Raw genomic sequence first — 19,487 nt, 5'->3', positions numbered from 1 at the left:
AAAACGTCAATGAGTAGTCATAAAAAAATTAATGTGCTTGTTTTTCCGTGTGGTTCAGAAAATGCTAATGAAATATATCAGTCATTGCGTTATTCAGTTCATGTCAATGTTATAGGTGCTTCTAGCGTAGAAGATCATGGCAGATTTCGGTATCAAAATTATATATCTGATGTCCCGAATATAAACGATAGTACTTTTCATAATGCTTTTTCTGATATTATTCATGAAAACAAGATAGACATTGTTTTTGCTACGCATGATACTGTTGCTGAAAAGCTTTCCTTCTTAGCTAAAGAAATTGGTTTTTTTCTAATTAATGGTGACGTTGTTGCAACTAGAATAGCGCGTAGGAAAAGCGAAACGTATGCTCTATTTGATGATTGTCCTTGGGTCCCACATTGTTATAAATCAATAAGTGATATCTCAGAATGGCCAGTTATTATAAAGCCTGATCTGGGACAAGGCGGTCAGGGGGTCATTTTAGTCGAAAATTCTGATAAAGCTAACTTGGCATTAGAGAGTGTTAGTTTTCCCATCATAGTTGAATATTTACCTGGTTCGGAATTAACTGTTGATTGCTTTACTAATCGTAATGGTGAAGTGGTTTGGGTTGGCCCTCGGACGAGGGAGAGAATTCGGGCCGGAATTACCATGCGTTCCCAGCAAGTCGAACTTGAGGAAGACATTAAGAGTATCGCCAATACTATTAATCAACGTATGCCTTTGCGTGGGCCATGGTTCTTTCAGTTGAAGGGCGATAACTCAGGAAAATGGAAGTTGCTCGAAGTATCTTGCCGTATAAGTGGCACAATGGTATTTCAACGGGCGAGAGGCATTAATCTTCCTCTTATGGCGATACATGACTATATGGGAAGAGATGTAACTGCGTTACCAAACAACGTGATCACCCTTATAGATCGCAGTATAGCTACACGAGCTAAAGTCGACAGGGAATATGAAAATATTTATGTTGATCTAGATGACACCCTTATAATAGATGGAAATGCTGTCCCTAAAGTTATAAGTTTTATTTATCAATCTATTCTTGAGCACAAGAACATATATCTTATCACTAGGCATGAATTTGACATTAAAGAAACTCTTGATAGAGCAAGAATTTCGCCAGCTATTTTTAATGATATTTATCATATTAAAAATAATGAAAAAAAGTCTAATTATATTAAAGCCAACTCTATTTTCATCGATAATCACTTTCCAGAAAGAAAAGATGTCTATGAAAAAACTGGATGTCTGGTCTTAGATGTTGATGCAGTCGAGTTATTACTGAAGTAAAAATTAAGGAAGGTTATGAAGAATCAAGATAACATTAATTTCTGTAAGGATTTTCTGGATAAGAAAACCCCGCGATTTGTTTTTGGTGCGACAGAAGAAGGGAGGTTCCTCGCTAGTTATTTAAATTTAGACGGTATTATTGATGATTATACCTCAGAAAAATACATAGGGAATGTCCGTGTTATTAAACTTAACGAGGTTCCTGACGGTGCACTTGTTGTGTCAGCTGTAGTATTTGGAAAACCGTTGACTGCAAAAAAAATCCTTGACGCAAGGAATATTAAGAATATTGACTTCTTCATGTTTGTAAAAATTTCTGGTCTTCAGCTACCTTCTTTCCCTTTCTTCTTTAATAAAAATTTTGAACATGAATATGTAACAAATAGAAATAAGTATGAAAGTACGAGAAATCTATTGTCAGATAATGAATCATGTCAAACTTTTGATAACTTGATTAAGTTTAGAATTACAAGTGACATATCCCATCTGTCTGGTTTTTCCATAAATTTAAAAAATCAGTATTTTGATCTTTTCCCGAATGAAAAAAAAGAGGATGGTATTTTTATTGATGCAGGCTCTTTTGATGGTTCAACCACTCTTGAGTTTATAAAAAAATATCCAGACTATAAAAGCGTTTATATTTTTGAACCAGATCCTTTATGTATGGAAAAAATAAAAGCGAATCTAGAAGGTATCAGGGATATCGTGTTTTACCCTTACGCTGTTTCAAATGAAAATAAAGCGTTGCGTTTTAATTCTCAAGGTAGTTTGTCCCAAATTTCAGATCTAGGTGATACAGAGATTCAAACTATCCAATTAGACAATATACTTAAAGTCAAACCTTCGTTTATCAAGATGGATATTGAGGGGCATGAACTTCAAGCACTTGAGGGTGCTAAAAATATAATTTCTAATTACGGGCCCAAATTGGCTATTTGCGCTTATCATAAAATAGATGATTTTTGGAAAATTCCTGAACTAGTTTACTCTTACAATAATAATTATAATCTATATATGCGTCACTATACTGAAGGTTTGCTGGAAACTGTTTATTATTTTATCCCAAAGTGAAAGTGTTTACTTTACTAACGAAATAAATTTCTAGAATAGTCTATGAATGATAAACCGATATTTGTAACCCAGCCTTATTTACCTGAGTTAAACGAATTTACTTCATATCTTGAAGAAATATGGAGTAATAAGGTACTCACAAATGGTGGGCCACTGCATGTGCAATTGGAGAAGTCATTGTGTGAATATTTAGGGGTGAAACACATCTCTTTATTCAACAATGCTACTATTGGATTGCTTACTGCATTACAGTCTTTGAGAGTATCAGGCGAGGTTATAACGACTCCGTATTCTTTCGTCGCTACAGCACATTCGTTACTTTGGAATGGCCTGAAGCCCGTTTTTGTTGACATTGATCCGGTTACCCTCAATCTTGATGTGGATAAAATCGAGGCAGCGATTACGCCACAAACAACGGCTATCATGCCAGTTCATTGCTATGGAAACACCTGCGACACTAGGGCAATACAAGCAATTGCAGATAATTACAATCTTCGGGTTATCTATGATGCTGCTCATGCATTTGGCGTCGAGGATGATGGTGGGAGCATTTTAAGACACGGTGATCTTAGTGTGTTAAGTTTTCACGCAACAAAAGTATTTAATACATTTGAAGGCGGAGCCATTATTTCTCCTGACACTAAAACAAAATTGCGTATAGACCGCCTTAAAAATTTTGGTTTTGTTGATGAAACGACTGTGGTTGCTCCGGGTATAAATGGGAAAATGAGTGAAATTAATGCGGCTTTTGGTTTGTTACAACTAAAACATATTAAGCATGCAATAGCACGACGTCAGGAAATTGATAATTTTTATCGAAGTGAACTAAATAATGTCACAGGGTTGCGTATTATTTCTAACGTTTCAAATTTTATTTCTAACTATTCGTATTTCCCTATGCTCATTGAACCGGAATACCCATTGAGCCGTGACGAACTTTATCAAAAGATGAAAGGAAATAATATTTTTGCTAGGCGTTACTTTTATCCATTAATTAGCCACTTTCCAATGTATAGAAGTATGCCATCAGCTAGCGAGAGCAACCTTCCAATCGCAAACTTAATAGCAAGTAAGATCATTTGTTTACCTATTTATCCTGCTTTAGAAAAAAGTGATTTATGTCGAGTTGTTGATATAATCAAGCGTTTTTCATTATAAATTAAAAGCATGGCACGAATGTTATTTTCGTAGTGATGTGAAAATATCGCTAGTTTAGTCTTTCATCGCATAGTGAAAAATTTTAGTTGACTCAAATATTGTACTGGTTCTAGGCTACAGTAAAGCTAATTTAAATAATCTGTAGTATTAACTCAAGTTCGCGCCAATTACGATTTAACCTTTTTATCCTCTCAAGCGCTAACTTATAGCTTCCGCATCGTTGATAATAGTCTAGGGCTTCAGACGTCATGGCAAGACATTTAGGTATAAACGCTATATGTTCGTTTGTCCCAAGATAAAAAGCATGCTGCCCTGATCGAGGATGCTGATAAATATAAGAGCTTGTATAACTCAGGGAAGCTGATTTTTGATTACTCAGATTATTATTTATCTTCTCTGACTCGGGACAAATATATGATGAGAGATTCAGGATCGTAGCTTGTCTGTAAAATAAAATATTTATTTTTTGATAAGCTGAACTGATTTGACTAAAGCATTGGCTAGCTCAAGCTACTATAAGCATTCTTAGCGATGAATATATGGATTTTTAAATTCCATCTCATTCTAATGGAATATCAATCTTAGTAATGTAGAGATATTTCATTATCTTTTCTAAAATAAATTACGATTTAACCCTCATTATCCCTTCAAGCGCTAACTTATAATTCCCGCATCGTTGGTAATAATCAAGTGCTTCAGGTTTCATGCCAAAACACTCCAATATAACTGCTATGTTGTAATTGGCTTTATACGTTCCGACACCTTGTTTTCGACCTGGTCCCATCTTCGTGCAGAGCTGAAATGTATCTATAGCATTCTGAAAATCAGAATTATTCATGAGTATTAATGCTTTTAAAAACATGAAGTCGGTGGAAGAGCAGAGATCTTCATATTGTAAAATATCTAATGATTTTTCATACTGTGCTGTGTTAATTAAACAATAGCCGTAGCATTCAATCAGGACTTCGTTGTAATCCTGATGCATATCTTTTTGTAGATGTAGTGATGTTTCAAAACTTTGTGCCGCTTGCTTGTAATTTTTCCCCAGATAGTAACTTTTTCCTAACTGATAATGCAGATAAGCATCATCACTTGTTTTGTCAATGGCATGTTGGAGTAATGTAATATTGCGCGCGATCTTGTTTTTGCTTTCTATGATTTCTTTTGTGTAACCATTATGCATGAACGATAGTGGGGTATCAAAACGTCCATCTGGCGCTTTTCCAGTATTTTTCTTGCAAATTTGCTCATGGATAATGCCGAAAAACTCATAATAATTTTTGTTGAAAAGCCGACTTATACGTTCTTGAATTAAATCTGTCTCTTCTGAACTTTCATCATTAGTAATGCTGGCAATTTCTACGGTGCCTACCTGTGTCGGATGTGCGCTAATGAGCTCTGAAAGCAGTGCTAGATCAAATTGATTAATCACTTCATCAGCATCGACAACTAAAATCCAATCATATTTGGCAAATTGTAGTGAGTAATTTCTCGCAGCGGAGAAATCTGATATCCATTCAAAGTCATAAACTTTGTCAGTAAAAATTCTGGCGATATTTTTTGAGTCATCGGTCGAGCCAGTATCAACGACAACAATGTCGTCAAAATATTTTGCTATTGCTTTCAGTGCGTTGCCTAAGTGCAAAGCTTCATTTTTCACGATCATGCAGACTGATATCATTTATGCACCGCATTTTTAAAGGCTTGATATTACTCAATACTATATTAATTTATCAGTGATAACAATTTGATACTTGTTCTCGATTGACAGAAACAAAAGGGTGAATGAGTGGCCGTAGGCTTTTATATTATTGATTGTAATACTTTTGATATGCATTAGTATTTACATCTACTAATACTACGTGTTTCACATTACTGTTGATCCTATGAGGAGAAAATTCGGGTTTATCTGTTCGAGATCTGCGCTAGAATCTTCTCCTTTCAGAAGAGATGTGAGTCACAAATTTGCTGTCGCATTGCACCATCTGTACGTGCCATGTGTGTTTCTCTCTGCAGACTCCTTACTCAATCCTGTCATACATAGCATGAATAACCCTCCTTTTTTGACGCTATTCAGGCGATTGGCTACCCTACCTAAAAGCATAATAGTGTCGATAACATTATCATCGTAGGTATTTGTCACTGTGAGCGATTTGTATACCGCCGAAGGCACAATGGATAAAAATTCCCTTTGGAAGCGCTATGTTCCACTAGTGCGCCATGAAGCCTTGCGTTTACAGGTTCGTCTCCCCGCGAGTGTTGAACTTGACGATCTGCTACAGGCTGGCGGTATCGGCTTGTTAAGCGCAGTTGAACGTTATGATTCGTTACAAGGTACGGCGTTTACCACCTATGCTGTCCAACGAATCCGCGGTTCGATGCTGGATGAATTACGCAGTCGTGACTGGGCTCCACGCAGTGTACGGCGTAATGCGCGGGAAGTGGCACAAGCAATGCAACAGGCTGAACAGCAGCTCGGTCGTACTCCAACAGAGCAGGAAGTTGCGCAGACCTTGAATATCACGCTTGAGGATTATCGTCAGATATTGCTGGATACGAATAACAGCCAGCTTTTCTCTTACGATGAATGGCGTGAAGAACATGGTGACAGCGCAGAGGCGTTACTGGAAGGCAATGAAGATGCGAATCCATTGCATCAACTGATGGAAGGCAATTTGCGTCATCGTGTAATGGATGCGATTGAAAGCCTGCCAGAACGCGAGAAGTTGGTATTGACGCTTTACTATCAGGAAGAGTTGAACCTGAAAGAGATCGGTGCCGTTCTTGAAGTCGGAGAGTCGAGAGTCAGTCAGTTGCATAGCCAGGCGATAAAGCGCCTGCGCGTGAAATTAATGAACGATGTTTAATTGCGCTGCGTAGGAATACTGTTATCAAAGTATATCTTCAGTCACTGAAGTAGCAGGACGATGACCATGTTTGAATAGTGATGCGTGTCTTGCATCAATATTTACATGATTCATGTCACCTGTTTTTAGCATACCAGGCTCTCTGGCGTAATGAACAATGCTATCCCTTCACATTGAAGTTATATATTGTCATGGAATGGATTCATGCACCCATCAATTCGGAAGAAACAGCTCCTAAGCCGTTATCTGAAAGACTTCAAACACAGACAAACTAACTGTTCCCAGTGTGATAAAGAACTCGACCGCGTTTCACTGGTATTTCGCAATCAGCTCATCAATAAAAAATCGATCGGCAGCATCGATAGGCTTATCGACGACGACATATGGTCTGGTCTGCAACAGGAATTAATCCCACTTTGCCGCTTTTGTAGCGAAATATTATGCAATACCACTGCTAGCTATTTCGATATTAAAGCTTTCACACAGTATCTGATTGAGCAGACTGAAGTCCGCCATAGCACAATGCGCGAGTATGTCATTCGCTTGCGGCGCCTGGATGAGCTGCTTGCCGCTAATAATTATCCCACAGAAACTTTTTCCCGGCACCGCGATGGGGTACAGCAGCGCGTATGCGATTACCTTCCCGGTATTGAGCAAAATATTTACCGCAGCGCCTTACGAAAATACGATCAATATCTGGACTGGCAGCGGCATTTCTGACGCACATCATGCGTCTTTCTCAGGCTGACATTGCCAAACCATGGGATACTGACTATACGTAAATGTTATGACAGTGTAAAAAATGCTTGCATTGCAGAGGCAAATTATTGCACTGTCATACTACTGAAATCATTCGGCACTAATTTTTAGGCAATGGTTAGCAGTAGTTCTACGATGCGATCAATCATTATTCAGTGGAATAGTCGTTGTCACAGTGAGGAACGCGAATGGTAATGTCCTTCTCTGGACTTTGTAGTCGATGCCAAGATTCTACGCCGCTGACTCGCCGATGCGAGGGATGTTCCTCCCACTTATTTTTAACACTGCACCATTCTCTTGTTACCCAAACTCTCCGTATATTTTCTTTTTCTATCCATGAGCACTTGGCCCGTTTTTCACGCGGTTCGTGGATGAATCATGCGTATTCTCTGTCTGCTATTGGCTTAATAAGGAAGCCTAACCTCGTTAGTGAGTTAAACGTCACGCGCTGTAGAGCAGTGCGGTAAGTGAAACAAACTGTAAGGTGCCACTATGGGAAGACAAAAAGCAGTGATCAAAGCTCGTCGTGAAGCCAAACGCGTTATTCGTCGTGAGTCGCGTAGCCATCGTCAGCGTGAGGAAGAATCGGTCACTTCTCTGGTACAGATGGGGGGGATTGAAGCAATTGGAATGGCACGTGAGAATCGTGATAATTCCGTTATTCAAGCTCGCACTGTTGCCCAGGAACATTACTTGTCTGCGATAGAAAATAAACAGTTGATTTTTGCCACAGGCGAAGCTGGCTGCGGTAAAACGTATCTGAGCGCTGCGAAAGCGGCGGAGGCACTAATCCATAAAGAGGTTGAGCGTATTATTGTTACGCGGCCAGTATTACAGGCCGACGAGGATCTTGGCTTTTTACCTGGAGATATTGCGGAGAAGTTTGCGCCTTATTTCCGCCCGGTTTACGACATTCTTTTGCGTCGGCTGGGGGCGTCTTTCATGCAGTATTGTTTGCGGCCGGAAATCGCCAAAGTTGAAATCGCGCCTTTTGCGTATATGCGCGGGCGGACGTTTGAAAATGCGGTTGTGATTCTGGATGAGGCGCAAAACGTGACAGTGAACCAAATGAAAATGTTCCTGACGCGTTTAGGTGAGAATGTCACGGTTATCGTCAATGGCGATGTGACGCAGTGCGATTTGCCATCCGGGGTTAAATCCGGCCTGCGCGACGCACTGGAGCGTTTTGTTGAGGATGACATGATTGGCGTAGTCTCTTTCGGTAAAGAGGACTGCGTGCGTTCGGCACTGTGTCAGCGTACGCTCCATGCCTATGGCTGATGCTGGTGTGGCATGGGAATGAACATTCCTGTGCTGTTACCATAAAAAAACGCCCTGATTTGCATCAGGGCGTTTTAATATCAGGCATGTACATGTTCGATGGATTGACTCGCGGCGTCCTGCCGCTCGCCCTGCGGGCCGCCGTTGGCGGTCCAAAACACCAGTCCTGTCGTTTTGTCGAACCAGTCAAGGCTTCTCATCCGTTCCAACTGTATAAAAGAAAACGCCCTTAACTTGCGTTAAGGGCGTTTTCTTTTATATGGCGGTGAGGAAGGGATTCGAACCCTTGATACGTTTTCACGTATACACACTTTCCAGGCGTGCTCCTTCAGCCTCTCGGACACCTCACCGGGGGTCGCCTACAAGGGGCAACGGGGCGCTACTATAGGGAGTCGCTTAGCTTCGGTCAAGCAGTATTTAGCCCGAACGGTGCGTATGGCTAAGCATTGAACGGTAACGGATAGTCCGCGTAACCGTGTCGTTAAAATGTAGGCAAAGTGAATGGATAATGGGCATAAAAAACCACAGACCGCGATGGCCTGTGGTTTGTTTGTCAGCGAGTGGACGATTACGCCAGCAGTGTTTTGATGTAGCTGGTCAGTGCTTCGTCTTTGCTGTTAGCGAAGAAGTATTCCTGGAATTTAGGACCAGCAATCGCGCCTTTAACCAGATCCTGATCGAGACCTTTCAGGATGGTGATCAGATCGTTGTAGGTCACTGCTTTTACGGCATCCAGGATTTTCTTGTTACGTTGTTGAGGAGCAACGCGATCGCTCGGATAGCCACGGCCGCCTTCTTCTTTGAACAGCTGGGTAAACAGGTTTTCCAGGTTCAGTTCAGCGCCCCAGCCAAAGCCTTTAGCGTAAGGAACGGATACAGCGTTACCGTTGTTGATCTGAGAGAACAGGTAAGCATCAGATGGGTCAACAACCAGACCGCAGATTACGCCTGGGAAAGAGTTACAAGCCAGCATTGCGCCCTGGCCAGTACCACAACCGGTCACAACGAAATCAGCCGCGCCGGAGTTCAGCAGGATAGCTGCCAGAATACCGTTCTGGATGTAGGTCAGCTGCGCTGCATCTTCAACGGCGTATTGGCCGTAGTTGTGTACAGTGTGGCCCAACGGTGCAACCGCTTTGGTCAGAGACTCGGCGATGATGGCGTTTTTGGCAGCTTGGCTGTTCTCGTTAATCAATGCAATTTTCATGTTCGTTCCTTTTCTGTGACGGACAAATACATTTTTTAAAACTGTATTTCAATTTGATGTGTGCAGTATACCGTTTCAAAAATAAAGCGCAAATCGTGGAAGCAAAGAATGCGGCACAGCCCATAGATTCAGGAAAAAGATGATGCAAGAAAAAGGGAGAGTAAAAGCATAACATATTGAAAATGGCGCTGTATTTCAGCGCCATAGGGGAGGGGGTTATGCGTCAGGGAAGGTCAGCGTGTTGCCCGGTGCTTCTCGATTAAGATGAAGAAAATTCAGATGTCGTTCGTACTGATCCAAAATGTCGTTAATCACCTGTTCTTTGCTGTAATCCATCAGATCATTCCCTTGGCTCCCTTCCAACAGGAAAGTTTCAAGGCGGTAATAATCTGATTTACCCGAGCGGGCTCGGTAGGTAAACGCCGGGACGCTGTAGCGCTGAGGCCAAATTTGGTAAAGAAAGTTCTGTTCATCACCCAAATCCACCAACAGTTCGAGATGGTTCAGACGTTCATCTTCGACAGGTGGCAGCTCATTGACTTCAACGTTGGCACCTCGCAGGCGCAGCTCGCGTGCGACATCATCCATGGCGGCTTTACAGACGTTATCCAGCATTTTTTGCGTATGTGTTGTGCCGGGGAAATTCATGACGCGTGAGATGCGTTGCTTCCAGTTCAGACGGTCGTCGCCGGAGATTGGCATCGGTGCCGAGGTTTGTAAGGAGCTGGCTTTACGGTAATCCTCAACCCGCAGTGATTTGTACAATCCCGCCATAATAAAGAACATCACGAAGCTAAACGGTAAGCCCATAATGACGGTGGTGTTCTGTAAGGCTGACACACCGTTTGTCATCAGCATGCCCAACGTCAGCAGGCCAATGGCAACTGACCAGAAAATTCGCAGCCAGTTTGGCGCATCATTATTGATGTCGCCAAGGCGAGAGGTGAAGTTGCCGAGTACCAGCGAGCCGGAGTCGGCTGAGGTGACATAAAACAGCAAGCCGGTAATGGTCGCGACAGAGGCGCTCAGGCTGAAGCCGGGGTACTGCGCTAGCAGGCTGTAGAATCCGCGCTCCGGGTGCTGCATGACTTCATTGGCAAAATCCAGATTACCGTGGAGCACCTGATACAGTGCGCTGTTGCCAAAAATGGAGAGCCACAGCAGCGTAAAGACAAATGGAATGATCAGCGTGCCGACAACGAATTGTCGAATCGTTCTGCCGCGTGAGATACGTGCCAGAAACAGTCCAACAAACGGTGCCCATGCGACCCACCATGCCCAGAAGAACAGCGTCCAGCTATTCATCCACTCCGTCGGGCGATCGAATGCAAAGCTGTTGAGCGTCATGCCTGTAAAGCGATTGATGTAATCGCCAACGTTCAGTACCAGCGCGTTGAGCAGAAACTCGGTATCACCCCAGAAAAGCAGAAAAAGAATCAAGCCGAGTGCGAGCAGGACGTTAAGCTCGGAGAGGAAACGAATGCCACGATTGACCCCGGACGTCACGGAAACGGTCGCCATGATTACGGAAAGCAGGATGAGCGAGGCCTGAACGGTGAGATTTTCTGGGATCTGGAACAGGACTTTCAGCCCATAGTTAAGCTGAACGACGCCAATGCCCAGCGTGGTCGCGATACCGAAGATGGTTCCGAGTACGGCCGCGATATCAACGCTGTGGCCAATCGGGCCATTAATACGTTTACCAAAGATAGGGTACAGGGCAGAGCGAATCGTCAGCGGCAGATTATACCGGTAGCTGAAGTAGCCCAGAGCAATGCCCATCAGAGCGTACATTGACCAACCGGTTAACCCGTAGTGAAACAGCGTCCAGACCATGGCCTGCCGTGCTGCCTCTATCGTCTGGCCTTGTCCTTCTGGCGGCATCATATATTGCGTGATCGGTTCCGCAACGGAAAAGAACATTAAATCGATGCCAATCCCTGCCGCAAACAACATCGCCGCCCAGCTCATCAGGCTAAATTCAGGTTTCGACTGTTCTGGCCCGAGCTTGATCGATCCAAATCGAGATGACGCAATGAAGATGACGAAAACGATGTAGAACGTGGCGGCTAGCAGGTAGTACCAACCAAATGTGGCAGAAACCCAGTTAAGCGCGTGGGTAATCCAGGCATTCGCTTCTTGGTTAAACAACATGGTCATCAGCGAGAAGGTCAGGATTAATCCCGCGGATGTGTAGAACACGACAGGATTCAGGCGATCCTGTTGGGTGGTTGTCTCTGATGCTGGCATGGTTATCCCTTGCGTGACGTGAACAGACACTCTGATTCCTCTCTCCACGAAGCGCGCTTAGCGCATATAAAGAATACGGCGCAGGACATCCGCTGAGTACGCTTTTCGTTGAAGAAGGTCGTCAGAACAAAAAAGAAATTATTCTTTTTAAGGTGGAGTTATCGTCTGAACTCACACCGTTTTTCATGATAATTGATACAGATTTTTAACCTTTCAGCAATAAAAGATATTCATTTTTTATTGAACGTTCAATCAAAAAAAAGTTTAATGGGACAAATCGGATCATGAATCACCGTCGTTTACCGTGATTCATCACGCAAAAATGAAGGGAAGAACATGAAGGGGAAGTGCGGTGCCTAAAGTCGGAATGCAGACTATCAGACGGCAGCAACTCATCGACGCGACGCTGGCCGCGATTAACGATGTAGGGATGCATGATGCCTCAATCGTACAGATTGCCCGACGTGCGGGAGTGTCGAATGGAATCATCAGTCATTACTTCCGCGATAAAAATGGCTTACTGGAAGCGACGATGCGCTATCTGATTAGTCATCTGGGGTTGGCGGTGAAATCAAGATTGCTGAGCCTGACGGAAAACACGCCTCGTGCACGTTTGCGGGCGATTGTTCAGGGGAATTTTGATGATAGCCAGACGAATAGCGCGGCGATGAAAACCTGGCTGGCGTTCTGGGCCAGTAGCCTGCATTCACCCATGCTCCACCGGCTACAGCAGGTTAACGATCGGCGGCTTTACTCCAATCTGTGTGTCGAATTCAGCCGCTGTTTGCCGAAGGACAGCGCACGCGTTGCAGCAAAAGGGTTGGCAGGTCTGATCGATGGGCTGTGGCTACGTGGTGCGCTAAGCCATGAGGCCTTCAACCGCGAAGAAGCGCTGAGCATTACCTACGACTATATCGAACAGCAACTCGCCCGCGTGTAATCCTTCCTTATCATTTTTGCCTTTTCTGCCTGGAACGTTTGTTCGGGCAGCCATCAGACAGGAGAATTTATGTCTCACTACGGTTTACAACAGCTTTATATCAACGGCACTTATGTCGATAGCACGGGTGACGAGACGTTTGAGGCGATTAACCCTGTGAATGGCGACATCATTGCCCACATTCAGTCGGCCACTGCTGCTGATGTTGATCGTGCGGTCAGTGCAGCAACCGCAGGGCAGAAAGTATGGGCGGCCATGACGGCGATGGAACGTTCGCGCATTTTACGCCGCGCCGTGGATATCCTGCGTGAGCGCAATGATGAACTCGCCTTGCTTGAAACGCATGACACCGGCAAACCGCTCTCGGAAACTCGAACGGTTGATATCGTGACCGGTGCGGATGTTCTGGAGTACTACGCAGGGCTGATTCCTATGCTGGAAGGTCAGCAGATCCCGCTGCGTGATACCTCATTCGCCTACACCCGTCGTGAACCGCTTGGCGTGGTCGCGGGTATCGGTGCCTGGAACTACCCCATTCAGATCGCATTGTGGAAATCCGCCCCTGCGCTGGCGGCAGGCAATGCGATGATCTTCAAACCCAGTGAAGTCACGTCGCTCACCGCACTGAAGCTGGCAGAAATCTATACCGAGGCAGGGTTACCGGCTGGCGTATTCAACGTGCTGACGGGAACGGGACAATCCGTTGGTCAGGCACTGACCACGCATCCGGGGATTGCCAAAGTCTCTTTCACCGGTGGGATCGCCAGCGGGAAAACGGTAATGGCCAATGCCGCAGGTTCGACCCTGAAAGACGTCACGATGGAGCTGGGTGGAAAATCGCCGCTGATCATTTTTGATGATGCCGATCTGGATAAGGCCGCGGATATCGCCATGATGGCGAATTTCTTCAGCTCAGGGCAGGTGTGTACTAACGGTACACGCGTCTTTATTCCGCAGGCATTGCAGGCGCAGTTTGAGGAAAAAATTCTGGCGCGTGTTCAGCGTATTCATATTGGCGACCCGACTGACGAGCAGGTGAATTTTGGTCCGCTGGTCAGCTTTCCGCACAGAGAATCCGTACTGCGTTACATCGAAAGCGGGAAACGTGAAGGTGCTCGTGTGCTGGTGGGCGGCGAACCGATGGCTGACGAGAAGTATGCGCAAGGTGCGTTCGTTGCTCCGACGGTGTTCACGGACTGCCGGGATGACATGAAGATTGTGCGCGAGGAAATCTTTGGCCCGGTCATGAGTATTCTGACGTATCAAAATGAGGATGAGGTTATCCGCCGCGCCAATGATAGCGAGTATGGGCTGGCGGCTGGCATTGTGACCAGCGATCTGAATCGGGCACATCGGGTGATTCATCAGCTTGAGGCCGGGATTTGCTGGATCAACACCTGGGGTGAGTCTCCGGCTGAAATGCCTGTGGGCGGCTACAAACATTCGGGTGTCGGACGTGAAAACGGCATAACAACATTGGAACACTATACGCAAATTAAATCTGTACAGGTTGAACTGGGTGAATTCCGCTCGGTATTTTAAACGAAGGGGAGAAAGCCTAATGGAATATGATTACATCATTATCGGAGCCGGTTCGGCAGGCAACGTGCTGGCAACGCGTCTAACAGAAGAAAGCGACGTAAGCGTGCTGCTGCTCGAAGCGGGTGGCCCGGACTATCGGTTGGATTTTCGCACGCAAATGCCCGCCGCATTGGCTTTCCCATTGCAGGGGAAGCGCTATAACTGGGCTTATGAAACCGACCCAGAACCTTACATGAATAATCGCCGTATGGAATGCGGTCGCGGCAAAGGGCTGGGTGGTTCCTCGCTGATTAACGGCATGTGCTACATCCGTGGCAATGCGATGGATTTTGATAACTGGGCGACCATGCCGGGTCTGGAAGACTGGAGTTACCTTGACTGCCTGCCGTATTTCCGTAAAGCGGAAACGCGGGATGTGGGATCGAATGATTATCATGGCGCGAGCGGCCCTGTTTCAGTGACAACGCCGAAGATGGGAAACAACGAACTGTTTCACGCGATGGTTGAAGCGGGCGTACAGGCAGGTTATCCGCGTACGGACGATCTTAACGGCTATCAGCAGGAAGGCTTTGGCCCGATGGACAGAACCGTCACGCCGAAGGGGCGTCGAGCCAGTACTGCGAGAGGCTATCTGGATCAGGCGAAAGGCCGTAAAAATCTGACCATCGTGACGCATGCCTTAACCGACAAAATTCTCTTTGATGGGAAACGTGCTGTTGGCGTGGCTTACTTTAAAGGGGAAAGCGCGCAGACGGCGAAGGCACGCCGCGAAGTGCTGCTCTGCGCAGGTGCCATTGCCTCGCCACAAATCCTGCAACGTTCTGGCGTGGGGCCGAAAGACCTGCTTCAGCGTCTCGATATTCCCGTGGTGCACGATTTGCCCGGCGTCGGCGAGAACTTGCAGGACCATCTGGAAATGTATTTGCAATACGCCTGCAAAGAACCTGTATCGCTGTATCCGGCGTTGCAGTGGTTTAACCAGCCCAAAATCGGCGCGGAATGGTTGTTCAATGGCACTGGTGTTGGGGCTAGCAACCAGTTCGAAGCAGGCGGCTTTATTCGCAGTCGGGATGAGTTCGCCTGGCCGAATATTCAGTACCACTTCTTGCCCGTCGCAATTAATTACAACGGCAGTAATGCGGTGAAAGAGCACGGATTTCAGGCGCACGTCGGCTCCATGCGTTCACTCAGCCGAGGACGCGTACAGGTACGATCCAAGGACGCCCGTGAGCACCCTAGTATCTTGTTCAACTATATGTCGACGGAGCAGGATTGGCAGGAATTTCGCGATGCGATCCGTATTACGCGTGAAATCATGGCGCAGCCTGCACTGGACAAATACCGTGGGCGAGAGATCAGCCCTGGGCTGGAGGTGCAGACCGATGAGGAACTGGACGAGTTTATCCGCAACCACGCCGAGACGGCATTCCATCCTTCCTGTTCCTGTAAGATGGGAGAGGATGAGATGGCGGTAGTCGATGGACAAGGCCGGGTTCACGGTATGGAAGGGCTGCGCGTGGTGGATGCTTCCATCATGCCGCAGATTATTACCGGTAACCTGAATGCGACAACCATCATGATTGCCGAGAAAATTGCCGATCGAATCCGCCGACGTCAGCCGCTGCCGCGCAGCAAAGCGCGCTACTATGTTTCCGGAAATACTCCAGTGAGAAAAGCGCCACTGAAGTCGGCTTCGTGACGTTTCCTGCATAGCCAGATGGACCGTAGAGAAAGCGCGGTCCATACTTTTCATTGCTATACACAATCTGACAAACAAACGCCTTCCGCACCATTACTATGAGTGGCAACACCATCAGTGATGTCACTTTTCCTTGAGGAATGAAAATGAATAATTGGCTGCAACAGATTCAGGGCTTATTGGGCTCCGGTAGCAAGCAGGGGAATCAGCATCAAGGAGGTAAAAACGGCAATTTGGGCGATATGCTGAAGCCTGCTGCGCTGGGCGGTTTGGCGGGCGTATTGTTATCGAATAAGTCCACGCGGAAAATCATGGGGTCGTTGGGTAAAAATGCGTTGATTATTGGCGGTAGTGCTGCGGCGGGCGTGGTGTTGTGGAACCAGTACAAAAAACGCGTTCGCGATACGCATCAGGACGATCCGCAGTTTGGCACCCAGTCCTCGGCTGACAATATTCGTGCCCGCCGTCTGATTCAGGCTCTGGTTTTTGCTGCTAAAAGTGACGGTCATATTGATGCGACTGAGAGACAGCGTATTGATGAAAATATTCAGCAACTGCAACTGGGCAGTGAAGCGAACCGCTGGGTGCAGGAAGCCATAGAACAACCGCTTGATCCAATTCTGCTGGCAAAAGATGTGAAAAATGAGGAAGAGGCGCTTGAGGTCTACTTCTTGAGCTGCGCGGTCATTGATGTCGATCACTTCATGGAGAAAAGCTATCTGGATGCGTTAGCGACCGAATTGAAGATACCGCAAGATGTACGGCAGTCGATCACCAATGAACTGAAAAGTCCATCATAGTAGGGCGAGTGGGTTAAGTGGTGGTGAGATAATGTCAGAGAAATAAACGAATAACGCGGGCGAAAGGTTTTCGCCCGCAGTGCTGTCTGACACTTAGAAAGCGCTGGTGTCTTTGAACAGACCGACTTTCAGTTCGTCAGCGGTATAGATCTGTTGACCGTCAACCAGCACTTCGCCATCAGCAATACCCATCACCAAACGGCGATTGATCACGCGTTTGAAGTGAATGCGATATGTCACTTTCTTCGCTGTTGGTAGCACTTGTCCGGTGAATTTGACTTCACCTACGCCGAGCGCGCGGCCTTTGCCTTCGCCACCCAGCCAGCCCAGATAGAAACCGACCAACTGCCACATGGCATCCAGACCGAGACAACCTGGCATCACCGGATCGCCGATGAAATGGCAGCCGAAGAACCACAGGTCAGGCGTGATATCCAATTCGGCTTCCACATAGCCTTTGCCATACTTACCGCCGTCTTCCGTCATTTTAACGACGCGGTCCATCATGAGCATGTTAGGGGCAGGCAACTGAGGGCCGTTCGGGCCGAACAGTTCGCCACGACTGGAGGCAAGGAGGTCTTCTTTTGTATAGGATTCGCGTTTATCTACCATGGTCTCTGTAAGCCTTGTTTTAATGAAGCACGCAGGTTAGCGTACACCTGTACGCTGGGCAAGTCTGTTGCGTCTGGTTGAACCAGTTGGTTTAACGGAAAAACCAAGGGAAACGTCTACGTTCTTGCGGTGTAAGTTGCCCAATTCGCTCACGAATGGCGGACAGCAGGTTTGGCTGCTGTTCATCGTAATAAGCGAAATTGGTCAATAATGACAACGCTTCCGGCGCAGTTTCTACCGGGAAAAGATGGAATTTCCCTTCGCGTACTGCTTCAACGACATCTTCCTGTAAACAGAGATGGCGTAAATTAGCCGCAGGTAAAATCACGCCCTGTGTTCCCGTCAATCCACGACGCTGGCAGACCTCAAAGAAACCTTCAATTTTCTCATTCACGCCGCCAATGGGTTGCACGTGACCAAATTGATCGACGGATCCGGTCACCGCGAACTGCTGATTGATTGGCCGCAAGGAGAGGGCGCTAACCAGCGCGCACAGCTCCGCCAGTGAGGCGCTGTCGCCATCAACTTCGCTGTACGATTGTTCGAAGACCATGGAAGCCGAGAAAGGCAGTTGCTGATCAAGCTCCAGTTCCGTAATCAGGAACGCCTGCATGATCATCATACCCTTGGCGTGTAAATTGCCAGCCAGTTCGGCTTTGCGTTCAACGTCGGTGAATTCACCGTCGCCAGCGTGAACCACGCAGCTGATACGTGTCGGCTCGCCAAAGGCAACGGGATAGCCTGGAAATTCCAATACGGAAAGCCCGTTAATCTGGCCGACGACTTCGCCTTCCGTTTCGATCAGGATCTGGCCTAATTCTATTTCATCCTGCATACGTTCACGAAGGTAGCCTTCACGCCATTGGCGAGCGGCAACGGCGTCAACCAGCGCCTGCTCCGTGATTTGACCATCTCTGGCGTATAGAGATGCATATTTTAACTGACCGGTTAGCCAGCGTGGGCATAATGGCAAATTACCCTGATCGCCGCTGTAGCGTATTGCAACGTTCACTAATGCCGGCCAGGCATCGGCATCCAGCAGCGGTAGTTGATTTTCGCTGCATAGTGCATTGATGTAGGAGCACCAGCGCGCCATGTCATCCGTTTCAATCAACTGCAATTGTGCTTCGAACTCGCCATAAATAGCGTGTTCGCCTAATTCCGGCTCCATATCATGAATATCTGCCAGACTTTCACGGTCACCGAGAATGATCAGGCGAATATCAAGCGGCATCGGTGGCACATCAACAGGAAGTGGCTTGCGCTCGTCTGGTGACTGCCAGCGATAAATGCCTTCAGCCATAATTTGCTTCAGACGCAGCCACATCAACGGCTGAGCCAGCAGCGCTCTGGCCGCTAGGATCAACGTGCCGCCGTTAAGCTGATGAATCAGCCCTGGATGCAGCGTGATTTCATCGTGAAAACTGCGTACGCAGCCGAAGAGCTGTTCAGGTTCAATCCATTCCTGATAACCACAGAGCTGCTGTGCGGCAAAATTATCAGCATGCTGTGTAGCGGGTTCGACCCGGATATGACGACCCTCAATGATATATTTACTGCCATGTATCGCCCCGGAGTCTGGCCTGATGGCGCTCAGCGCACGGGCGATCAATGCCATATATTCATCGTTTTCCTGCGCTTTCAACAGCATAAAGCGGGAAGGGGAACGAGGGTGGCAAAAGAGCGTCAGGCTGTCTGCCAGACGCGACTGAATAGCGGAGAATTCAGCAGGAGCAAGTTGAGCTGCCTGAGTGAATAGCGTTTGATAAGGCGTATTATTGGGCAGTAAATGCTGCCATGAGAGTCGGTTACTGGTCAAAGTATCAATGTAATCGTCTGAAGGAAAAGCGTGATTATACAAGAATAATCTAGACTTCGCATAAGGAGAGTCATCTCTCCGTCATCTTTCATACGTTGAAGCTCCGACCGCGTTTGGCTAATCATCTTAAAAGCTGTCAGAAAGCCGCTAGAAAGCGGTCAAAATCAGGGAAAACTGTTATGCTGAAAG

15 protein-coding genes and 1 tRNA gene are annotated in these 19,487 nt (G+C 46.4%); 10 read left to right on the top strand and 6 right to left on the bottom strand.

Translation table 11 applies throughout. The features are described from left to right. Window positions 1-9 precede the first annotated feature (9 nt). The 3 genes from NXT09_RS06430 to NXT09_RS06420 are packed head-to-tail and all read left to right on the top strand — an operon-like array spanning window position 10 to window position 3,522. Entirely contained in the window at window positions 10-1,293 is a 1,284-nt protein-coding gene (locus NXT09_RS06430) for an ATP-grasp domain-containing protein (protein ID WP_268579178.1), read from the top strand. 15 nt (window positions 1,294-1,308) lie between these two features. Beyond that, window positions 1,309-2,364, top strand: coding sequence for an FkbM family methyltransferase (locus NXT09_RS06425; RefSeq protein WP_268579177.1), 1,056 nt, complete (start codon window positions 1,309-1,311; stop codon window positions 2,362-2,364). Window positions 2,365-2,406: 42 nt separating this feature from the next. Then, window positions 2,407-3,522 (top strand): DegT/DnrJ/EryC1/StrS family aminotransferase, encoded by a 1,116-nt coding sequence (locus NXT09_RS06420; RefSeq protein WP_268579176.1) that lies wholly within the window; start codon window positions 2,407-2,409, stop codon window positions 3,520-3,522. Between the two features lie 622 nt (window positions 3,523-4,144). Here NXT09_RS06420 and NXT09_RS06415 read toward each other — a convergent pair. Beyond that, window positions 4,145-5,188 carry a glycosyltransferase gene (locus tag NXT09_RS06415; RefSeq protein WP_268579175.1) on the bottom strand — a complete coding sequence of 348 codons (1,044 nt, stop codon included), beginning with the start codon at window positions 5,186-5,188 and terminating at the stop codon, window positions 4,145-4,147. A 478-nt stretch (window positions 5,189-5,666) separates the two neighbouring features. Here NXT09_RS06415 and NXT09_RS06410 point away from each other — a divergent pair, with 478 nt between their 5' ends. The 3 genes from NXT09_RS06410 (at window position 5,667) to phoH (ending at window position 8,429) form a co-directional block, all read left to right on the top strand. Beyond that, window positions 5,667-6,389: an RNA polymerase sigma factor FliA gene (locus NXT09_RS06410; protein WP_014915881.1), complete on the top strand. Its 723-nt coding sequence runs from the start codon at window positions 5,667-5,669 to the stop codon at window positions 6,387-6,389. Window positions 6,390-6,593: 204 nt separating this feature from the next. Next, window positions 6,594-7,109, top strand: coding sequence for a flagella biosynthesis regulatory protein FliZ (gene fliZ, locus NXT09_RS06405; protein WP_268579174.1), 516 nt, complete (start codon window positions 6,594-6,596; stop codon window positions 7,107-7,109). A gap of 531 nt (window positions 7,110-7,640) precedes the next feature. After that, window positions 7,641-8,429: a phosphate starvation-inducible protein PhoH gene (gene phoH, locus NXT09_RS06400; RefSeq protein WP_010279663.1), complete on the top strand. Its 789-nt coding sequence runs from the start codon at window positions 7,641-7,643 to the stop codon at window positions 8,427-8,429. Between the two features lie 260 nt (window positions 8,430-8,689). On the opposite strand, the gene NXT09_RS06395 is transcribed toward phoH, so the two are convergent. From NXT09_RS06395 to NXT09_RS06385, 3 genes are all read right to left on the bottom strand, one after another. Further along, window positions 8,690-8,779, bottom strand: a tRNA-Ser gene (locus tag NXT09_RS06395). A gap of 218 nt (window positions 8,780-8,997) precedes the next feature. Further along, window positions 8,998-9,636, bottom strand: coding sequence for an RpiB/LacA/LacB family sugar-phosphate isomerase (locus tag NXT09_RS06390; RefSeq protein WP_010287191.1), 639 nt, complete (start codon window positions 9,634-9,636; stop codon window positions 8,998-9,000). Window positions 9,637-9,852: 216 nt separating this feature from the next. Beyond that, window positions 9,853-11,886: a choline transporter gene (locus tag NXT09_RS06385; protein WP_268579173.1), complete on the bottom strand. Its 2,034-nt coding sequence runs from the start codon at window positions 11,884-11,886 to the stop codon at window positions 9,853-9,855. Window positions 11,887-12,238: 352 nt separating this feature from the next. On the opposite strand from NXT09_RS06385, the gene betI reads away from it, so the two are divergent. The 4 genes from betI to NXT09_RS06365 all read left to right on the top strand — a co-directional run bounded on the left by betI (window position 12,239) and on the right by NXT09_RS06365 (window position 16,867). Then, the gene (betI, locus tag NXT09_RS06380) at window positions 12,239-12,826 is read left to right on the top strand and encodes a transcriptional regulator BetI (RefSeq protein WP_268579172.1); all 588 of its coding nucleotides are present in this window, start codon (window positions 12,239-12,241) and stop codon (window positions 12,824-12,826) included. Window positions 12,827-12,895: 69 nt separating this feature from the next. After that, window positions 12,896-14,368 (top strand): betaine-aldehyde dehydrogenase, encoded by a 1,473-nt coding sequence (betB, locus tag NXT09_RS06375; RefSeq protein WP_268579171.1) that lies wholly within the window; start codon window positions 12,896-12,898, stop codon window positions 14,366-14,368. A 19-nt stretch (window positions 14,369-14,387) separates the two neighbouring features. After that, the gene (betA, locus tag NXT09_RS06370) at window positions 14,388-16,067 is read left to right on the top strand and encodes a choline dehydrogenase (protein WP_268579170.1); all 1,680 of its coding nucleotides are present in this window, start codon (window positions 14,388-14,390) and stop codon (window positions 16,065-16,067) included. A gap of 146 nt (window positions 16,068-16,213) precedes the next feature. Beyond that, entirely contained in the window at window positions 16,214-16,867 is a 654-nt protein-coding gene (locus NXT09_RS06365) for a tellurite resistance TerB family protein (RefSeq protein ID WP_205554651.1), read from the top strand. Between the two features lie 93 nt (window positions 16,868-16,960). Here the strand turns inward: NXT09_RS06365 and fabA are convergent, their stop codons facing one another. Together fabA and NXT09_RS06355 are read right to left on the bottom strand one after the other, a co-directional pair. Next, window positions 16,961-17,479 (bottom strand): bifunctional 3-hydroxydecanoyl-ACP dehydratase/trans-2-decenoyl-ACP isomerase, encoded by a 519-nt coding sequence (gene fabA / locus NXT09_RS06360; RefSeq protein WP_014915875.1) that lies wholly within the window; start codon window positions 17,477-17,479, stop codon window positions 16,961-16,963. A 91-nt stretch (window positions 17,480-17,570) separates the two neighbouring features. Continuing rightward, complete coding sequence (locus NXT09_RS06355) at window positions 17,571-19,340, bottom strand: AAA family ATPase (RefSeq protein WP_268579169.1); 1,770 nt, start codon at window positions 19,338-19,340, stop codon at window positions 17,571-17,573. Window positions 19,341-19,487: the final 147 nt, after the last annotated feature.

The sequence above is a fragment of the Pectobacterium jejuense genome (assembly GCF_026800125.1).
GTDB lineage: Bacteria > Pseudomonadota > Gammaproteobacteria > Enterobacterales > Enterobacteriaceae > Pectobacterium > Pectobacterium jejuense.
This window is presented reverse-complemented; position numbering and strand designations above follow the sequence as displayed.